Here is a 16920-nt window from a genome sequence, read left to right on the forward strand (position 1 = left end):
TCTGGGTATAGGTGGAACTCGTCACGGGATACTCCTCTGCCTGAATATAGCGCCAGCATCAAGTATCCCATGATGGGAAGGTCAAGCATTTTTTGCGAAACGGTTCAGCGCACCTCGCAATCGACCGTTTTGCCCTTGCCGCTCTCGCTGCCGGGATTGGCCTGGGCGGCCGGACTGGCGGGCGCGCTGAAGGCCGGCGGCGGGGTGAATTGCAGGCCCGGATTAGCCGGCAAGACGATGGGCGGCAGCGTCGTGCTGGGCACGTAGCCGAACTGGCCGGCGCTGAAATTCAGCCCGCCGCCGCCATTGCTGACATTGATCTGGCCCGCCACCACCTGCACATACAGGCCGGCGGGACGCGCTCCGCCTGCCGGCAGCGCGGGTTGCGCCATCTGGGCCAGTTGCAGCGGCGCGGGCGGCAAACTGTCCAGCGCCAGCGCCGCCGTGCTGGCGCCCAGGAAGCGCCGGGCCGAGGCCAGCGCCGGCGCCTCGTCCGGCGCCACATACTCGACGATGAAGGTGGTGCCGCGGATGCCGATGGTGGCGGCCGGCGTCTTGAGCGAGAATTTTTCCTTATTGCGCTGCCCCAGCAGGCCGGTAATCGAGCGCAGGCCGCCCTTCACCAGGCTGAAATGGGCCTGGTCGCCTTCGGGCTTGCCCTTGTCGAAGCTGAAGTTCTCGATCGTCATGGTGGACGCGGGCCGCAGCGTGATCTCGCTATTGTCGATGAAGCGCAGCATGGCGTAAGTGTTTTTCTCGGTGACCAGGGTGTCGCCGTTCTCCACCTCGGACTTGAGCGAGAGGATCTTGACCGCGCCATTGGTTTTCTTCGCCAGCAGCGGCCCGCTCAGCTGCACCACCGTGCCGGCCACCGCCGCCCAGGCCTGCATCGCGGTCAGCCACAGGGCGGCGCACAGGCCGGCCTGCAGCAGCAGGCGGCCAAGGACGGCTGCCTCAATTGCAGTACATTTTGGGTGCGGCTTTCTCATTTTTGCTTCCAGTCTTCTCGGTGGCGGAATTGCCCTTGCTGCCCTCTTCCTTCTTCTCCTGCTTCTTGTCCTCGCTCTTCGCTGTGGAAGAACTTGAGCCGGAGGCGTCGGCCAGCATCTGCGTCTGCGTATTGACGACGCTGACGACCTGGTTCACCGCCTGCTGCACCGGCTTGACCGGCTCCTGTGCCGTGGGCGGCGCAATCACCTGACAGATCGGCAGCGAGGGCGTGAGCTGGCACAGGTCGACGCTGACCGGCGGAGGCGTAACGGGTGGCGGCTCGGCCGGCGGCGGGTTCACCGGCGGTGGATTCACCGGTGGCGGTTCAACCGGTGGTGGCGGCGTGACCGGCGGCGGCTCGACCGGTGGCGGCGGATTGGTCGGCGGCGGCTCGACCGGCGGCGGTGGCGTCACCGGCGGCGGTTCCACTGGCGGCGGCGGATTGGTCGGCGGTGGATCGACCGGCGGCGGCGTGTTCTGGTTCGGCAGCGTCACCAGCCTGCCCGGCGCTGCCTGCACCGTGGTCGCATCCACACCAGTAATCGACTGGCCCGCCGCCAGCTTGATGGCGCCGCTGGCGGACGTGACCAACGCGCCCGAAGCGAAGGACAGCACGTCCGCAGCGGAGCCGCTGGCGCCTGCCACCAGCTCGATATCGCCGCTGGCGCTGCTGACCGTGCCGGCGATGCTGAGCGGACTATGCGCCACCAGCGTGATTTTGCCGCTATCGCTGCGCACCAGGCCAGCGGCCGGCACGTCGGTCGCGCCGGTATTGTTCAAGGTGACGGAGCCGGTATTGCCGTCGGCCAGTTTCAACTTGTACACCGTGAGCTTGCTGTCGTAGGCGGTGTTGTTGACATTGGTGATATTGATCGGCATGGCGCCGCTGGTGGCCGTGCTCTCCGCCGACAGACCGGCCACGCTGGTCAGCATCGCCAGGGACGCGCCGCCAATACTGCCGCCAGCCTTCATATCCAGTCGATTGGCGACAATCACGCCCTTGTCGGCCGCAGTGGCGCCATCGCTGCGCGAGAGCGATCCGGCCACGTCCAGCGCTACATTACCATCCACTTTCAGGCCGCTCACATCGTAGTGGGCGCGGCTGCCGGCGGCGCCGGTCATGCGGGCAATCGTCAGGCCTTGGCTGTTATTGAAGCTGAAATCGCCTTTCACCATGCCGGCCAGATTTTCTACCTTGTTGCCGGCGTCGTTCAGCACCACGCCATTGCCGGCATCAATGCCAAGATCGCGCACATCGATGGCGCCGGTTTGCAGTATGCCCGCGCCGGTAATCAGGCCGATACGGGTCGTGATGGCATTGCGCTGGGTAATGCCGGCGCTGCTGCCGATGCCTGCCACGCTGATCGCACCCGCCGCGTTCTGCTGATCGCTGGAGCCGATGCCCACGGTCGGCGCTTCGATATTCGCCAGCTGGGTCAGCGACAAACAGTTGGCGCAGACCGCGCCGACCGAAATCGCCTTGCCCGAGGTGACGGGTGCGATGCTGACCATATCGGCCTTCAGCTTGCCCGCAATGTCGGCGCTATCGGTACGAATATCGATTTTTGCCGCGTTCAGCGTGGCTTGCACGCCCAGCGCGGGCGCTTTCAGATCCAGGCTGGCGCCCGGCAGGCTCACATCGCCCGCGACATTGATCGCGCTGGCCGACAGCAGGGCCACCTCATTTGCCTGGATCGAAGCCAACATCTCCTGCGACAACAGAATGGAGCCGGTGGTCACGCCCGCGCCGCCCAGCTGCAAGGCCTTGGACGATGTGCCAGAATCGAGCGCCACCACGCCGGTCTGGCCGTTCGCCACCAGTCCCTTGCCCGCGCCGCTGGCCAGCAGAAAATCGCTGCCGTTCAGATGGATATTGCGCGCCGTGATCAGACCGGTGCTGCCGATATAGCCGCCCGCCGTGGCAAACAGGTCGACCGGCAAGGTGACGCTGTCATTCAGATTGATATTGTCGCTGGCGTTCAGCCACAGGCCGCTGCGCAGCTTCGCCGCGCTCAGGTCCAGCGCATCGACCACGATGCTGGTGCCGCTGCTGCCGGAAGCCGATTGCACAAACAGCGCATCGGCGCTGATGGTTTTGATTTCGTCGCTGGAAAGGCCGAGGGTGGAGGCATCGTCGATCGCGCCCGCGCCGATCTTCACCAATCGTCCGCTGCCCGGCATGATGGTGACGGCGCCATCGGCTGTCGCCGCACCGCCTTCAGCGCTGATGGACGATGCCGGGTCAAGACTGACCTGGCCGGCGATCAGGTTCACGCGGCGCGCCGCCACCGTGGCGCCGCTGTCCAGCGCGACGGCGCCGCCTTTTGCATCCAGCGTCACGTTCGAGCCGGCGACACTGGCGTGCGAGGGCGCATCCTTGTTGCCGATATGGATAGCGCTGCCGCCCAGGCGCACCATCTGGCCGGCGCCGTTCAACGCCTCGGCCACATCGAGCTGGCCGCCGGTTTCGATGTTCAAGGCAGCATTGGTGCCGCTCCCGCTGCCGCTGGATGAGAGCGAAACGCCCTTGCCGTCCACACCCACTTTCAGCACGCCGGCATTGCGGAAATTGAAGCGGGCCACATTCTGCGCGGCCACCGCGCCAACCTGATTGTTGGCCGCCATCATATCCACACCGTCTGGCGCCGTCAGCAACAGCGCGGCGGCGCTCAATGGCGCATTGTCGTACTGTCCGATAAAGCCGGCGCCGGTCAGCTTGACGCGGCCACTGGCGCTGATGCCTTGCGCCGTCTGTCCATTGCCGACACGTAGGAAGCTGGCATTGCTGCGGAACAGGAAGTCGCCGCCGCTGGCGCTGCCGCTGATATTGGCGATCTGGTTATCGCCTTCCAGCGCGACCGACGTGCCGCTGGCATTCAGGCTCTGCGCCGTCAGCTTGCCGCCCTGGCTGATCGCGCCAGCGCTGGACAGGCCCAGTTCATTGCTCACGGCAATATCGCCCGTCAACGCAAGGCTGCCGCCGCGCAGCTTGAGGGAAGCGATGGCGGAACCGCCTATCACGCCGCCGCTGGTAACGCGGTTGGGAGCGTTCTGCATGGGCGCCGCCAGCGCGGGATTACTGATGGACGCGAGATTGAGCGGACCGTCCACGCTCAATGCGCCGCTATAGGTGGCGCGCGTGCCGATGCCCAGAACCGGCGCGGCAATGGCTTTGAGTTCCACTTCGTCCAGCACCAGGGTTCCCATGGCGCCGCTGGCCCCCTGCCCCAGCCGGATGGCGGCGCTGTCGGAATCGGTATCGAGCGTTACGTAGCTGGAAGCGCTCAGCGTGCCTGCCGCGCTGCCCAGGTCCATATTGTCGGCACGCAGGCTTACCGCCGCCGCACTCGCCTTGCCCATGCTGGTGAAAGCGATGCGTCCCGCGCTGCCGTACGCCGCCGCCTCCAGGCTGCCGTTGGCATTAGCCATCATCAGTGCTTGATTGAACACCACGTCCTTGGCGCTGCGCAGCGACAGCTTGCGCACCTCGGCATGCAGGTTGATCGCCTGCGACACGGCGATGCCGCCGCTGTGCGCTGAACTGCCAAGAACGATCTCGGAAGCGGCGATGCGGTTCAATTCATCGGCGCTCAGTACCAGGCTGCTGCCGGTCTTGTTGGCGGCAATTTCCATTGGACGACTGCTGTCCAATGGCGCGAAGGACACCACGCTGTTGTCGCCCGGGCCACCGGCACTCACACTGCCCTCGATCACCACATTATTCGCGAGGAAGGAAAGCACCGGCACATTGGCGACGGCGGCCAGGCCGTTCACGCCGCCGGTGCTTGCAATCGTGATCGTGCCGTCGGCCACATTGGTACGCAGATCGGCGCTGCCAGTGCCAATGCTGGCGATAGCATTCAAGTTCAAATTCGCGCCGCTCAGCGAAAGCGTGCCGCCGCGCGTATCGATAGGCGCGTTGATATTCAGATTACCCAGCAGCGGATCGCTGCCAGGCGCGCCCGCATCGTTGGCCGACAGGGTGATGCGCCCCGCCGTGGTTTTCAGCGCCGCGTTCACGTTGATGTGATTGCCCGCCTGCGCCTTGATGTCCAGTCCCGGTGTGGTGAGGTCGAGCGCATCGGTGATGGTCAGGTCGTTGCTGGCCTGGAGCAGCACATTGCTGGCCGTCGAGGCCAGAGAGGCTGGATCGACCAGGGTCACGCCGCCCGAGGCGCCCGAAGCGAAGGCGGCCACGTCGCCGACCGCTGCCGTGCCGCCTGCCTTCACTTCGATGTCGTAAGGATCGAGCAGCCAGGTACCTACTGCGCCCTTGGCGGCGCGGGTATCGACGCGGATGCCCGCCACGTCCAGGTAATGGCCCGAGGTTTCCACCAGCCCGCCCTTGCCGCCCGCCTTGCCGCCACGCGCCGACAAGCTGCCATAAGCGCGCGTGGTATCGTCGGCCCAGACGATGATTTTGCCGCCGTCGCCCATTTCCAGCGCATCGGCCGTCACCTGCGCATCCTTGGCCACATAGCTTTGCAGCGCATTGCCGCGCTCCGCGCTGGCCTTGCCTTGATAATCCCCGCCCAGCAGCACGCTGCCGCCGCCCTGCGCGCCACTCGCGTCGATGCGCGCATCGCCCATCACGCCGACGCGCTGGCCCAGCACTTCGATGGCGCCGCCCTGGCCCGCGCCGGTCGCCGAGGTGCGGCTGCCCGCTTCCAGCAGGGCCGTCTTGCTGGCCTTGAGCACGATCTTGCCATTGGCGCCGACCACCGCGCTGTCGGCGTTCACCGTGCCGCGCTGGCTGAGCAAGGCGCCATAGATGCCGATGCGGCCACCCTGCGCCACCACCTGGCCCAGGTTCAGCGCCTGGTCGGCGGGCGCCGAGACCACCACATGCAAGACCGGATTAGCGGAATCCACCAACTGCACGCTATGCCCGGCCGCCAGCACCACTTCGCCCTGGGGCGAGGCGATGATGCCGCTGTTCTCCACATTGGGCGCGATCAGGAACACGCGTCCGCCCTGCGGCGTCACGATGCTGCCCTGGTTTTCCACCTTGCCCGCGCCGGGCGCGCCGCTGAAGCTGTGCTTCCCGGCCAGGAAATCGGCATTCGAAATCGCCAGGCTGGATGCCACCAGCCCCTGCACATCGATGCGCGCATCGCGGCCGAACAGGACGCCGTTGGGATTGATCAGGAAGACCTGGCCGTTCGATTGCAGCGCGCCCAGAATTCGGCTGGGGTCTTGCCCGGTAATGCGGTTCAGCACCTTGCTGTCCGCCCCCTGCTGGATGAAGCGCGTGATCTCGTCCTTCGCGATCGAGAAGCTTTGCCAGTTGATGATGGTATTCGGTGCATTGCGAACCGAGAAGGTTTTGCCGTCCTGGCTGAATGCCGCCTGTCCCGCCACCACTTGCGGCAAGGTGGGATTGGCTTGTGCCGCACCGAAAGCGGCGGCGATGGCCGCCGCCAGCATGGTGCGCTGCAGACGATGGCGCCGGCTCGCGGCGCTGGAAAAACGCTGATGCCTCATGGTCTTGCTCCGCTACTCGATAAACAGTCAATACGCCAGGCCAAGCCGCACATGCAGGCGGTTGCCGCCGGAGCGCGCGGTGGCGCCCTCCTTCAGCACATGGCCATAATCCAGCTGCAAGCTGGCATAACTCGATAGCAACAAGCGCAGGCCCAGGCCCGCGCTGCCGATGGACGTGCTGCGCAATTCGCCCGCCAAGGCCTTGTTACGCTTGAGGTAGGCGCTGTCGTAGAACGCCAGCAGGCGGCATTGGCGCTTGCCTTCGCCGCCGCAAAGATTGGGCGTGTACAGTTCCAGATTGGCGTTGACGCCCACATCGTTGGAGAGTTCGCGTTCGGCAAAGCCGCGCACCGAACCGGCGCCGCCGGCGCCAAACTGCTCGCCCGGGATCAGCGCATCGCCGCTGTATTGGCCGTTGACGATGGCGCGCAATAGCCAGTCGCGCGGCAGCACCCGGCTGTAGCTCAGCCCCAGGCGCAGGATGTTGTAGTTGTCGCGCGCGCCGATACGCGCACGCGTGAAGTCGGTCTGACCGCCGCGCGAGCCGCCGGGAACGTTATGCAGCAAGGTGGCCGAAAGATCGAGTTCCCCTTGTGGCAAAGTCCACTCGCCCGCGTAAGTGAGGCTGAGCGGATGCACGGTCACGTCGTTGCCCAGCTCCAGGCCCTCGAACTGCACGCTGTTCTTGAAAGCCTTGATATCGAGTCCATACACCAGCTTCGATTCATACTCGCCGCGCTTGGCCAGGTTATGGGTATAGTGCGCGCCGTACACCGCGCCCTTGCCGCTGACGGCCAGACTAAGCACGCCGGCCGCCACATTGCCCGAATCGATATTCGAATAGCTGGCGTAAAAGTCCAGCGCGTCGCCCCGCGCGTATAGCGGAATATGGTAGCCCAGGCCATATACCTTGACCCGGCCCGGCTCCTCGGCCGTGGTGGTGTACTGCAGGCTGGCGACGTGGTCGCGGCCCCATAGATTGGCATGCTGCAGCACGAAGCCCAGATGCGTGCGGCCGGTCTGGCGGGTGCCGCTGTTGTCGGCATTGAGCATGGCCTTCCATGGCTTCTCGTCCACCACCTCGACGGCGGCGTCGACTTCATCATGCTGTTCGCCGCTTTGCAGTTTCAAGGTCAGCTTGCGCGCCGGATTCTCGTTCGCCAGTTTCAGGCTGTTCGACACCTGGGGCAGATTCGGCGTGCGGCCCTCCTGCAATCCGGGCAAGGCGCGGCGCACATTGGCCTCGTCGAAGTAGCGGTTGTTTTTGACGACAACGCGGCCGATGCGGGTCTGCACCACGTTCAGGCGCACCACGCCGCGCTCCAGCTCCTGTTCCGGCAATTCCACCGTCACCACCTGGTAGCCGCTCACATGGAAGGCCGCTTCCAGCGCCTCCAGCGCGCGCTGCACATCGCCGAAATCGCGCTGCCGGCCGGTGAAGGGCGCCAGCACGCGCGCCACTTCGTCCTCCGCCAGCAGGGTATTGCCGCGCACATCGAAGCGGCTGATCTCGAAGCGGATCACGCCCTCCTGGGCCTGGACGGAAAAGCAGGCGGCGGCAAAGACAGTGCTGGCGGCAAGGTGCGCGAAGCGAGATGTCATCTATGGTCTCACGATCAATATGGATAAAAATACCCAGATCCTGCAACGCTGCGGCGATGGGAAAATTATTGCGCATCCCGAGCCGCGCGCCCTAGATTTGATCGTGCTTTGAGGAAATTTTTGCCGCGGATGCGACAGTTTGTACCGTCCATGCGACAGCCGCGATGACGGTCAGACAAGACCGCCCGCCTCCCTTTTTGCAAGGCGGCGGGCGGAGGGATCAGAAGGAGAAGCCCAGGCGCAGATTGATGCGGTTGCGGTCTTCCGGTCCGACCGCGCTGTTCCCGAGCACGCGGCCGTAATCGAGCTGCAGGTCGGTATGGCGCGTCATTTTCATGCGCAGGCCGACGCCCACGCTGCGCACCCAGCCCGTGCGCAACACGCCATGCACCTCGCGCACGCGGCTGAAATAAGTGCGGTCGTAGAACATCAGGGCGCGGCATTCGTTGCGCAGGTAGCTGCCGCATAGATTCGGCGAGTGCAGCTCCACATTGCCGGCCAGGCCGCTGTCGGTAAGCACCTCGCGCGAGCTGTAGATGCGCAGCGCGCGCGTGGCGGGAGCGCCGTACAACTGCTGCTCGGTGGGCGCCTCGCTGGTGTACTGGCCGTTCACGGTGGCGCGCAATTGCCAGTCGCGCGGCAACGCGTGCGTCAGCGTGGCGGCCAGGCGCACGGTATAGCCTTCCGGCGGCGGGCCGGCCTGCATGCCGAATTCGTCGGGCTGGGCGCGCGCGCTGCTTAATTCGAAAGTGGATTTCCAGTCGCGCTTATCGCGGGTATAGACGCTGCTATATCCGGGTGCGCCGATGGGCAAGGATTCGGGCGGGGCCGCCATTGCAGCTGAAGATGCAAGGACAGCCAACAGGTCGACGCATGCGGCGCCGGCCAGCACGAGCTTGTCGCAGGATGTCATTTGAGCCTCCTCCTGTCTACCCAACAAACTCTCTCCGGCTTGAGCGGAGTGTAATTGTTGTTACTTTTCAGTTTAATCCGGTTTGCGCGGCGTAGCGGAATATTTTTCGCCGGCGTGGCGTGCGCGAAACGCTATTTGCTGTCAAAGCTCGTGACGCCGTCCCAGTTCTCACCGGGAGGATGCAGACGGTAATAGTCTATGCGCTGCATGTATAACTGGTAGAGCTGGCAGGCCGGATCGGCCACGCGCAGTTCCAGCAAAATGGCAGCGGCGCCGTCCCAGTGCTGATCGCGCAGCAGCGCCAGCGCCGCGTGCCAGCGTTCCAGCCGCGTCAATGCGGCGGCATCGGCCTGGCCGGCATGGGCCAGCGGCTCGAAGATGGCGACCGGCTCGTTCTTGCCCTTGACGCGCACCCGGTCCAATTCGCGGTACACGAAGTTCGGCGCCGCCTCGCGCGTGGCTTGGCCGACCGCGATGCCCACGCCATACACCTTGGTGATGCCTTCCAGCCGCGACGCCAGATTCACGGCATCGCCCATCACCGTATAAGCGCGGCGGATTTCCGAACCCATATCGCCCACATGCATCGCTCCCGTGTTCAAGCCGATGCCGATGTTCAGCGCCGGCCAGCCGCGCTGGCGAAAGCTGTGGTCGAGGCGGGCGGCGCTGGCCTGCATCAGCAAGGCCGTCGCCACGCCCCGGCTGGCATGGTCGGCAAACGGCACCGGTGCGCCCCAGAAGGCCATGACCGCGTCGCCGATGTATTTGTCGAGGGTACCGCGATGGCTGTCGCGGATATCGCGCGACATGGCCGTAAGATAAAGATTGATATATTCGCGCAGTTGGCGCGGCGGCAGGCCTTCGGAAATGGTGGTGAAGCCGCGCACGTCGACGAACATCACGGTCAGCTCGCGGCTCTCGCCTTCCATGCTGTATTGCTCGGGGTCTTGCGCCATTTCGGCTACCAGCTCGGGCGCCACGTATTCGCCGAAGCGCGACACCAGGGCGCGGCCACGGCGCACCTCGAAGAAATAGCCCCAGGCCAGGTTGAGGATGAACAAGGCCAGGATCAGCAACAGGATGGCCGCGACATTCAATACCGCGTCGGCGGCGCGGTACAGCCAGAAATTGAAGCCCAGCGCCGCCGCCGCGCTGGCCGCCGCCACGGCCACCGTCCAGAAAGGCGCCAGCAGGGGTAGCACGATGCTCAGCAACAGCCCGGTCAGCAGCACTTGCAGCAGTTCGGCCGCCAGCGCGAAATCTGGACGCGCCTTGAAGCTGCCGTCGAGGATGGATTTGATAATGTTGGCATGGATTTCCACGCCGGGATACACGGCGCTGACCGGCGTGGCGCGCAGATCGTTCAGGCCGGGCGCGGTGGTGCCCACCAGGACGATGGCGCCGTTCAGCAACTGCGGCGCACTGACGCCGCGCAGCACGTCGGCAGCCGACAGGTAGCGGAAAGCGCCGCCCTGCGGCCCGCCCTTGCCGCGAAACTGCACGGTGGTGCTGAGACCCTCCCCCACCGGGATGCTGAGCATGCCCTCGGGCGTGAACAGGGCGATGCTTTCCAGGCCGCCGTATTCGCGTTCGGCATGCGACAGGGTGTCGACGGTATTGTCCAGCACCGGGGCGATGGCGCGCGCCTGCAGGGCGACGGCGGCGGTGGCCAGCGACAGAGCTGGGTAATAACCGTCGCCGATCTTGCGCAGCAGCGGCACGCTGCGCACCACGCCGTCGCTGTCGGGCAGCACGGTGAAGCTGCCCGCGCCGCGCGCGGCCTGCTGCAGGCGCGCGATATTCGCCTCGTAGCCGCTGGACTCGAAAGCGTCGAGGCGGCGGCCATTCAGCAGTTCGGCGGTGAAGGCCGGCTGGGGCAGCGCGCCCTTGGGCTGGCCGCCCGAGGTGTTATAGCCCAGCACCACGGGCTGGCCGCGCATGGCGGCGGCCAGCAGGCCGTCGTAGTCGAGCTGGGGCTGCAGGCGGGCCAGTTGCGCGTCCAGCCCCGGCACGCCTTTCAGTTCGCGCTGGGCCAAACCTTGCAGTACGCCATAGCCGGAACTGGTATCCGCCTCGGGGAAGGAGATATCGAAACCGACGGCGGCGGCCTGGTAGCCGCCCGTCAGGCGCTGCACCAGGCGCGCCATCACATCGCGGCTCCAGGGAAAGCGCCCTACTTCGGCCAGGCTGCGTTCATCGATATCCACGATGACGATGCGCGGATCGAGCGTGGGCGCCTCGGCCCGCATGCGCAGGCCGGAGAAATAGGCATCCATGCGCTCGACCGCATCGCTGTGCAGCACGCCCGCCACCTGCAGGCCCGCCAGCAGGGCCAGCCCCAGGCCCAGCAGCCAGCGCGCGCCATAGCGCAGCGCCAGCCGTTTCATGGGATATAGCCGGGGATCAGCGCCTCGTCGATGGTGTCGACCTGGCGCGGGTCCATATGCTTGCGCGCATAGTCGAGATAGACCTTGCGGCGGATGAAGATGTCGAACAGGTCGGGATCGATATGCCCGTTCTCGCTGAATTTGCCCAGGATATGCAGCGACTCGGACAGCATCTTGCCTTTTTTATAGGGCCGGTCGCGCGCGGTCAGCGCTTCGAAAATGTCGGCGATCGCCATCACGCGCGCCGGCACCGACATCTGTTCCTTGGTCAACCCGCGCGGATAGCCCTTGCCGTCCATGCGCTCGTGGTGGCCGCCCGCGAATTCCGGCACGTTCTGCAGATGCCGCGGCCAGGGCAGCGATTCCAGCATGCGCACCGTCATCACGATATGGTTGTTGATGATCTTGCGTTCATCCTCGGTCAGCGTGCCGGCGCGGATGTGCAGGTTCTTCAGCTCATCATCGCTGAGGAAGGGCTGCTCCTGGCCATCCGGCCCGATGCGGCGCACGCGCTCCTGGTCGGCGTTGCTCATGCTTTCCGTGCCGACGTTGGCATGGCGCAGGAAGGCGCGGTCGGCGCGCAAGGCCGTGCACTCCTCGTCCAGCGCCGCGCGCAGGGCGTCCGCGTCGCCGCCGGCCGCCACGGCGCGCAGGGCGCGGAGTTCGGCATCGCGCAACAGCACTTCGAAGCGGGTATCGATCAGGTGGATGCGGTCGAACAGGGTTTCCAGTTTGGTGGCCTTGTCCACCACGTGCACCGGCGTGGTGATCTTGCCGCAATCGTGCAGCAGGCCGGCCAGCCACAGCTCGCGCCGAGTGGCGTCGCTCATATGGAAATCGGCCAAGGGGCCGGCGTCGGTCTGGTGCACGGCGTCGGCCAGCATCATGGTCAACACCGGCACCAGTTGGCAGTGGCGGCCGGTGTAAGGCGATTTCTCGTCGATGCCGATATTGATCAGGTTGACGAGGGCCAGCAGCAGCTCTTCCAATTGGCGCAGCAGTTGCTGGTTGGTCAGCGCCACGCCGGCCTGCGCCGCCAGCGCCTCGATAAAGCGCTGGTCGGTGGCGCTGAAGGCCTGCACCCGGCCGCTGGCCGGGTCTTGCGCGTTCACCAGTTGCAGCACGCCCACCAGCTCCCCCTCGTGGTCGCGCATCGGCACCGTCAGGAAGGATTGCGAGTGGTAGCCGAACTGGCGGTCGAAGCTGCGCATGCCGGAGAAATTGAAGACGTCGTCCAGATACACGTCCTCGATATTCACGGCCCGGCCCTGATGCGCCGACCACGCCGCCACCGAGGCCAGGTTCGGCCGCCCTTCGGCGTCGTACAGCGGCACGGGCGGAATATCGACCGTCACGCCGCTGCTGCCGCCCTGGCGCAGCTTCAGGCTATTGTTGACCGAGATATGGAAATGCAGGCTGCGCCGGTCGCGGCTGGGGCGATACAGCGTGCCGCCGTCGGCATGGGTCAGGCTTTGCGCCGCATGCAGGATACGCTCCAGCAGCAGGGTCGTGTCCTCGCTGGCGCCGAGGGCCACGCTCAATTCCGTGAGCTGGTCGAGGCGCTGGGCGATCTGGCTGGGCGTCGGTTCATGCATGAAGTTTATCCTCGGCAATATCGATGCGCGCCGCGCCAGTACTGCACGCGGCCTACCAAGTGGAATCCTGCCTGCAAGGCAGGAAATTCGCAAGGAATCGGCCAGGAATTGTGAAAAAAAGGCTATCATCGGCAAGTCTTTACCATGCACGACACAGCCGACAAAAACATAAAAACACGCGAGACAGCAAGGAGGGAGTCCGGCAATGAAATTCCGATTCTGGGGGGTGCGCGGTTCGATTCCTTCCCCCGGCCCGCGCACCGTACGCTATGGCGGCAATACCACCTGCATCGAAGTGCGCAGCGATGACGGCACCCTGATCGTGCTCGATGCCGGCACCGGCATCTTCGCGCTGGCGCAGGCACTGCTAGCCGAGGGCAAGGCGCCGGTGCAGGCGAACATTTTCATCACCCACAGCCATTGGGACCATATCCACGGCCTGCCCTTTTTCACGCCGCTGTTCATCAAGGGCAGCCGCGTGTGCATTTACGGCGCCAGCGATCCGGCCACCGGCAACGGCATCGCCCATGTGATGGGCGTACAGCTGCAGAACAGCTATTTCCCGGTGGGCGAGGCCGAGATGGACGCTACCATCGATTACCGCACGCTGGAAATCGGCGAAACCGTGGACGTGGGCGACGCTCGCATCAGCAATGTGGTGATGAGCCATCCCGTCACCGATCTGGGCTACCGCGTCGAGAGCGGCGGCAAGTCGCTGTTCTTCACCGGCGATCACGAACCGCTGTACAACCTCTTCCCCGCCGGCCATCCCGAGCACGCCGCCTGCCAGGCGCAGGTCGACCAGCGCACGCGCGCCATCGACGCGGCGGCCCAGGGCGTGGATGCGCTGATCGTCGATTCCTCCTACACCCGGGAAGAGTATCCGTCCAAGCGCGGCTGGGGCCACGGCACCTTCGACGCGGCGCTGGCCATGGCCATCCGCACCGGCGCCAAAGCCCTGTACTGCACCCACCACGAGCCGACCCGCGGCGACGATGAGCTGGAAGCCGTGTTTGCCGAAGTGATGGCGCGCCATGCGCCGCTGCCGGAAGGACTGCAGGTCTTTCTCGCATATGAAGGTCTGGAAGTCGAACTCTAAGAGCAGAGCAGCCGATGAATGACGCCTATATTCCCCGCGATCCCGTCAGCGAACCCAGTGACACCAGCTTGCGCCTGGCCTTTTTCCGCAAGCTGCAAACCGTCAGCACCAAGATCCACGCCACCAGCAACCTCGATGAAATCATGCTCGACCTGGGCATGGAATTCTGCGACCTGCTGCATTGCGACCGCTTCACCCTGTATGCCATGGACCACGAGAAGGATTACATCGTCTCCAAGGTCAAGACCGGCCTGACCACCTTCCGCGACCTGAAGCTGGCGGTGTCGCCGCACAGCATCGCTGGCTATGTGGCGCTGACGCGCGAAACCCTGAACATCGCCGACGTGTACGACGAAGCGGAGCTGCAGCGCATCTCGGCCGACCTGCGCTTTCAGAAAGGCGTGGACCAGCGCACCGGTTACCGCACGCGCGAAATGCTGGTGGCGCCGCTGATCTCGGTGGAATCGCACGATCTGCTCGGCGTGGTCCAGTTCATCAACAACCGCGACGGCGGACCGTTCTCCTCCATCGTGCTGGAAGGCGTGAAGGAGTTGTGCGACACCCTGTCGGTGGCCTTCAGCCAGCGCATGAAACCGCCGCAGCTGGTGCGCACCAAGTACGACGGCCTGGTAGCCGATGGCGTGCTGGCGGCGGGCGAACTGGAACTGGCGGTGCGCTCGGCGCGGCAAAAAGGCCTGCCACTGGAAGAGGTGCTGCTCGACCAGTTCCAGGTGCGCGTGCCCGACATCGGCCAGTCGCTGGCGCACTTCCACCACCTGCCCTACGAGCCGTTCAAGGCCGAGCGCATGAAGCCGGTGGAACTGCTGAAGAACCTGAAGCGCCAGTACGTGCAGGAAGCCGGCTGGCTGCCGCTGGAAGACGGCAAGGACGGCTTGAGCGTGCTGGCCCACGATCCGGAACGGGTGATGGGGGCGCGCGTCGTCAACCAGATCTTCCCCAAGGCCAAGCTGCTGTTCCGCGTGACCACGGCGCGCGAATTCCAGCAGACCGTGGACCAGTTCTACGGCGCCGTGGGCGACAGTTCCAGCGTGGGCGAACTGCTCTCGGGCATGGAGGAAGGCGACGAGGAATTCGACAGCGCCGAAGTGCCGGAGGCGGTGGAAAATGAGCTGGTCAAGCTGCTCAACAAGGTGATCACGGACGCTTACCGCCAGGGCGTGTCCGACATCCATATCGAACCGCTGCCGGGCAAGGGCAAGACCGGCATCCGCTTCCGCAAGGACGGCACGCTGGTGCCGTATATCGAGATTCCCGCCGCCTACCGCGCGGCGCTGGTGGCGCGCATCAAGATCATGTGCGACCTCGATATCTCCGAACGCCGCAAGCCGCAGGATGGCAAGATCAAGTTCAAGAAATACGGGCCGCTGGACATCGAGCTGCGCGTGGCAACCATTCCCTCCACCGGCGGCGTGGAAGACGTGGTGATGCGGATTCTGGCGGCGGGCGAACCGATCCCGCTCGACAAGCTGGGCGTGCTGCCCTTCAATCTGGACCGCCTGCGCGCCACGGTGGAAAAACCGTATGGCCTGTTCTTCGTCTGCGGCCCGACCGGCTCGGGCAAGACTACCACGCTACACTCGGTGCTGAACTATCTGAACACGCCCGACACGAAAATCTGGACGGCGGAAGACCCGGTCGAGATCACGCAAAAAGGCTTGCGCCAGGTGCAGGTCAACCGCAAGGCCGGCCTCGATTTCGCCACCGTGATGCGCGCCTTCCTGCGCGCCGATCCCGACATCATCATGGTGGGCGAGATGCGCGACAAGGAAACCGTGGGCATGGGCATCGAAGCCTCGCTCACCGGCCACCTGGTGTTCGCCACCCTGCACACCAATAGCGCGCCGGAATCGGTGGTGCGCCTGCTCGATATGGGCATGGACCCATTCAACTTCGCCGACGCCCTGCTCGGCATCCTGGCGCAGCGCCTGGCCAAGCGCCTGTGCGGCAAGTGCAAGCAGGCCTACCATCCGGGCGCGGCGGAACTGGACTTGCTGCTGACCGAGTTTTGCAGCGAGTTGCAGCACACGGCCAGCTTCCAGAAGGACGCCAAGGCCAGCCGCGCCACCGTGCTGGCCGGCTGGCGCGAACGCTATGGCGGCGAGGATGGCCGTTTCACGCTCTACCGCGCGGTGGGCTGCGAGGAGTGCAACAAGGGCTATAAGGGCCGCGTCGGCCTGCATGAGCTGATGCTCGGCACCGACCGCGTCAAGAAGCTGCTTCAGGAGCACGCGCGCGTGGCCGAGCTGCTGGCCGCCGCGCTGGAAGACGGCATGCTGACCTTGAAGATGGACGGCATCGAGAAAGTCCTGCTGGGCATCACCGATATCAAGATGGTGCGGGCGGTGTGCATCAAGTAAATCGCTTGGCCATGCAGACGGCGGCGTTGTTGCCCGCGTATTTGCCGAAGTTGGGAATGCGCAGATAGCCGCGCGCCGCGTAGAAGCCGAGGGCGCGGGCGTTGACGAGTCGCGTTTCCAGCCAGAGTTCGCGGTAGCCCAGCGCAGCGGCGGTCTGCTCCAGATGCGCCAGCACGGCACTGCCCACGCCGCGCGTGCCGGGACGGGCATACATGCGCTTCAGTTCCGCCACGCCCTCCTGCAAGGGGCGGATGGCGCCGCAGCCGAGCGCCCTCCCCTGCGCATCGCGCGCCACCACGAAGCATCCTCCCGCACCGCGCACATCGTCCGCGTTGAAGGAAGCGGCGCCGCTGTCGCCCGTGATGCCGGCCAGCGTGGCGGACAATTCATCGAGCAGCAGACGGGCATCATCTGAAGACGGGTCTTCCTCGACCACCTGCACGGCTGGCGCCAGCAGCTTGTACATCACCGT

9 protein-coding genes are annotated in these 16920 nt (G+C 65.3%); 2 read left to right on the forward strand and 7 right to left on the reverse strand.

The window, feature by feature from the left end:
• Positions 1-104 precede the first annotated feature (104 nt).
• The 6 genes from FHS03_RS09900 to FHS03_RS09925 form a co-directional block, all read right to left on the reverse strand.
• Positions 105-989 (reverse strand): FecR family protein, encoded by an 885-nt coding sequence (locus FHS03_RS09900; protein WP_183440814.1) that lies wholly within the window; start codon positions 987-989, stop codon positions 105-107.
• Positions 955-6474 carry a two-partner secretion domain-containing protein gene (locus FHS03_RS27920; protein ID WP_221208091.1) on the reverse strand — a complete coding sequence of 1840 codons (5520 nt, stop codon included), beginning with the start codon at positions 6472-6474 and terminating at the stop codon, positions 955-957. Before FHS03_RS27920 ends, FHS03_RS09900 begins: the two co-directional genes overlap by 35 nt.
• A 27-nt stretch (positions 6475-6501) precedes the next feature.
• Positions 6502-8076, reverse strand: a complete 1575-nt coding sequence (locus FHS03_RS09910; protein ID WP_183440815.1) for a ShlB/FhaC/HecB family hemolysin secretion/activation protein — start codon at positions 8074-8076, stop codon at positions 6502-6504.
• 220 nt (positions 8077-8296) lie between these two features.
• Positions 8297-8989, reverse strand: a complete 693-nt coding sequence (locus FHS03_RS09915) for a ShlB/FhaC/HecB family protein (RefSeq protein WP_183440816.1) — start codon at positions 8987-8989, stop codon at positions 8297-8299.
• 131 nt (positions 8990-9120) lie between these two features.
• Positions 9121-11376, reverse strand: coding sequence for a CHASE2 domain-containing protein (locus FHS03_RS09920; protein WP_183440817.1), 2256 nt, complete (start codon positions 11374-11376; stop codon positions 9121-9123).
• Positions 11373-12971, reverse strand: a complete 1599-nt coding sequence (locus tag FHS03_RS09925; RefSeq protein ID WP_183440818.1) for a GAF and HD-GYP domain-containing protein — start codon at positions 12969-12971, stop codon at positions 11373-11375. The genes FHS03_RS09920 and FHS03_RS09925 overlap by 4 nt, the downstream gene beginning before the upstream one ends.
• Before the next feature lie 205 nt (positions 12972-13176).
• On the opposite strand from FHS03_RS09925, the gene FHS03_RS09930 reads away from it, so the two are divergent.
• Positions 13177-14070 (forward strand): MBL fold metallo-hydrolase, encoded by an 894-nt coding sequence (locus FHS03_RS09930; protein WP_183440819.1) that lies wholly within the window; start codon positions 13177-13179, stop codon positions 14068-14070.
• A gap of 14 nt (positions 14071-14084) precedes the next feature.
• Positions 14085-16448, forward strand: a complete 2364-nt coding sequence (locus tag FHS03_RS09935) for a GspE/PulE family protein (RefSeq protein WP_183440820.1) — start codon at positions 14085-14087, stop codon at positions 16446-16448.
• Here FHS03_RS09935 and FHS03_RS28130 read toward each other — a convergent pair.
• Complete coding sequence (locus tag FHS03_RS28130; RefSeq protein ID WP_229426147.1) at positions 16441-16914, reverse strand: GNAT family N-acetyltransferase; 474 nt, start codon at positions 16912-16914, stop codon at positions 16441-16443. The genes FHS03_RS09935 and FHS03_RS28130 overlap by 8 nt on opposite strands.
• Between the last annotated feature and the right edge of the window lie 6 nt (positions 16915-16920).

This window comes from Pseudoduganella violacea (assembly GCF_014191875.1).
Classification (GTDB): domain Bacteria; phylum Pseudomonadota; class Gammaproteobacteria; order Burkholderiales; family Burkholderiaceae_D; genus Rugamonas; species Rugamonas violacea_A.

Bases quoted from the DNA above. Each gene is read 5' to 3' on its own strand.
- FHS03_RS09925 (WP_183440818.1), bottom strand. From the start codon at position 12,971: ATGCATGAACCGACGCCCAGCCAGATCGCCCAGCGCCTCGACCAGCTC.
- FHS03_RS09910 (WP_183440815.1), bottom strand. From the start codon at position 8,076: ATGACATCTCGCTTCGCGCACCTTGCCGCCAGCACTGTCTTTGCCGCC.
- FHS03_RS27920 (WP_221208091.1), bottom strand. From the start codon at position 6,474: ATGAGGCATCAGCGTTTTTCCAGCGCCGCGAGCCGGCGCCATCGTCTG.
- FHS03_RS28130 (WP_229426147.1), bottom strand. From the start codon at position 16,914: ATGTACAAGCTGCTGGCGCCAGCCGTGCAGGTGGTCGAGGAAGACCCG.
- FHS03_RS09935 (WP_183440820.1), top strand. From the start codon at position 14,085: ATGAATGACGCCTATATTCCCCGCGATCCCGTCAGCGAACCCAGTGAC.
- FHS03_RS09930 (WP_183440819.1), top strand. From the start codon at position 13,177: ATGAAATTCCGATTCTGGGGGGTGCGCGGTTCGATTCCTTCCCCCGGC.
- FHS03_RS09915 (WP_183440816.1), bottom strand. From the start codon at position 8,989: ATGACATCCTGCGACAAGCTCGTGCTGGCCGGCGCCGCATGCGTCGAC.
- FHS03_RS09920 (WP_183440817.1), bottom strand. From the start codon at position 11,376: ATGAAACGGCTGGCGCTGCGCTATGGCGCGCGCTGGCTGCTGGGCCTG.
- FHS03_RS09900 (WP_183440814.1), bottom strand. From the start codon at position 989: ATGAGAAAGCCGCACCCAAAATGTACTGCAATTGAGGCAGCCGTCCTT.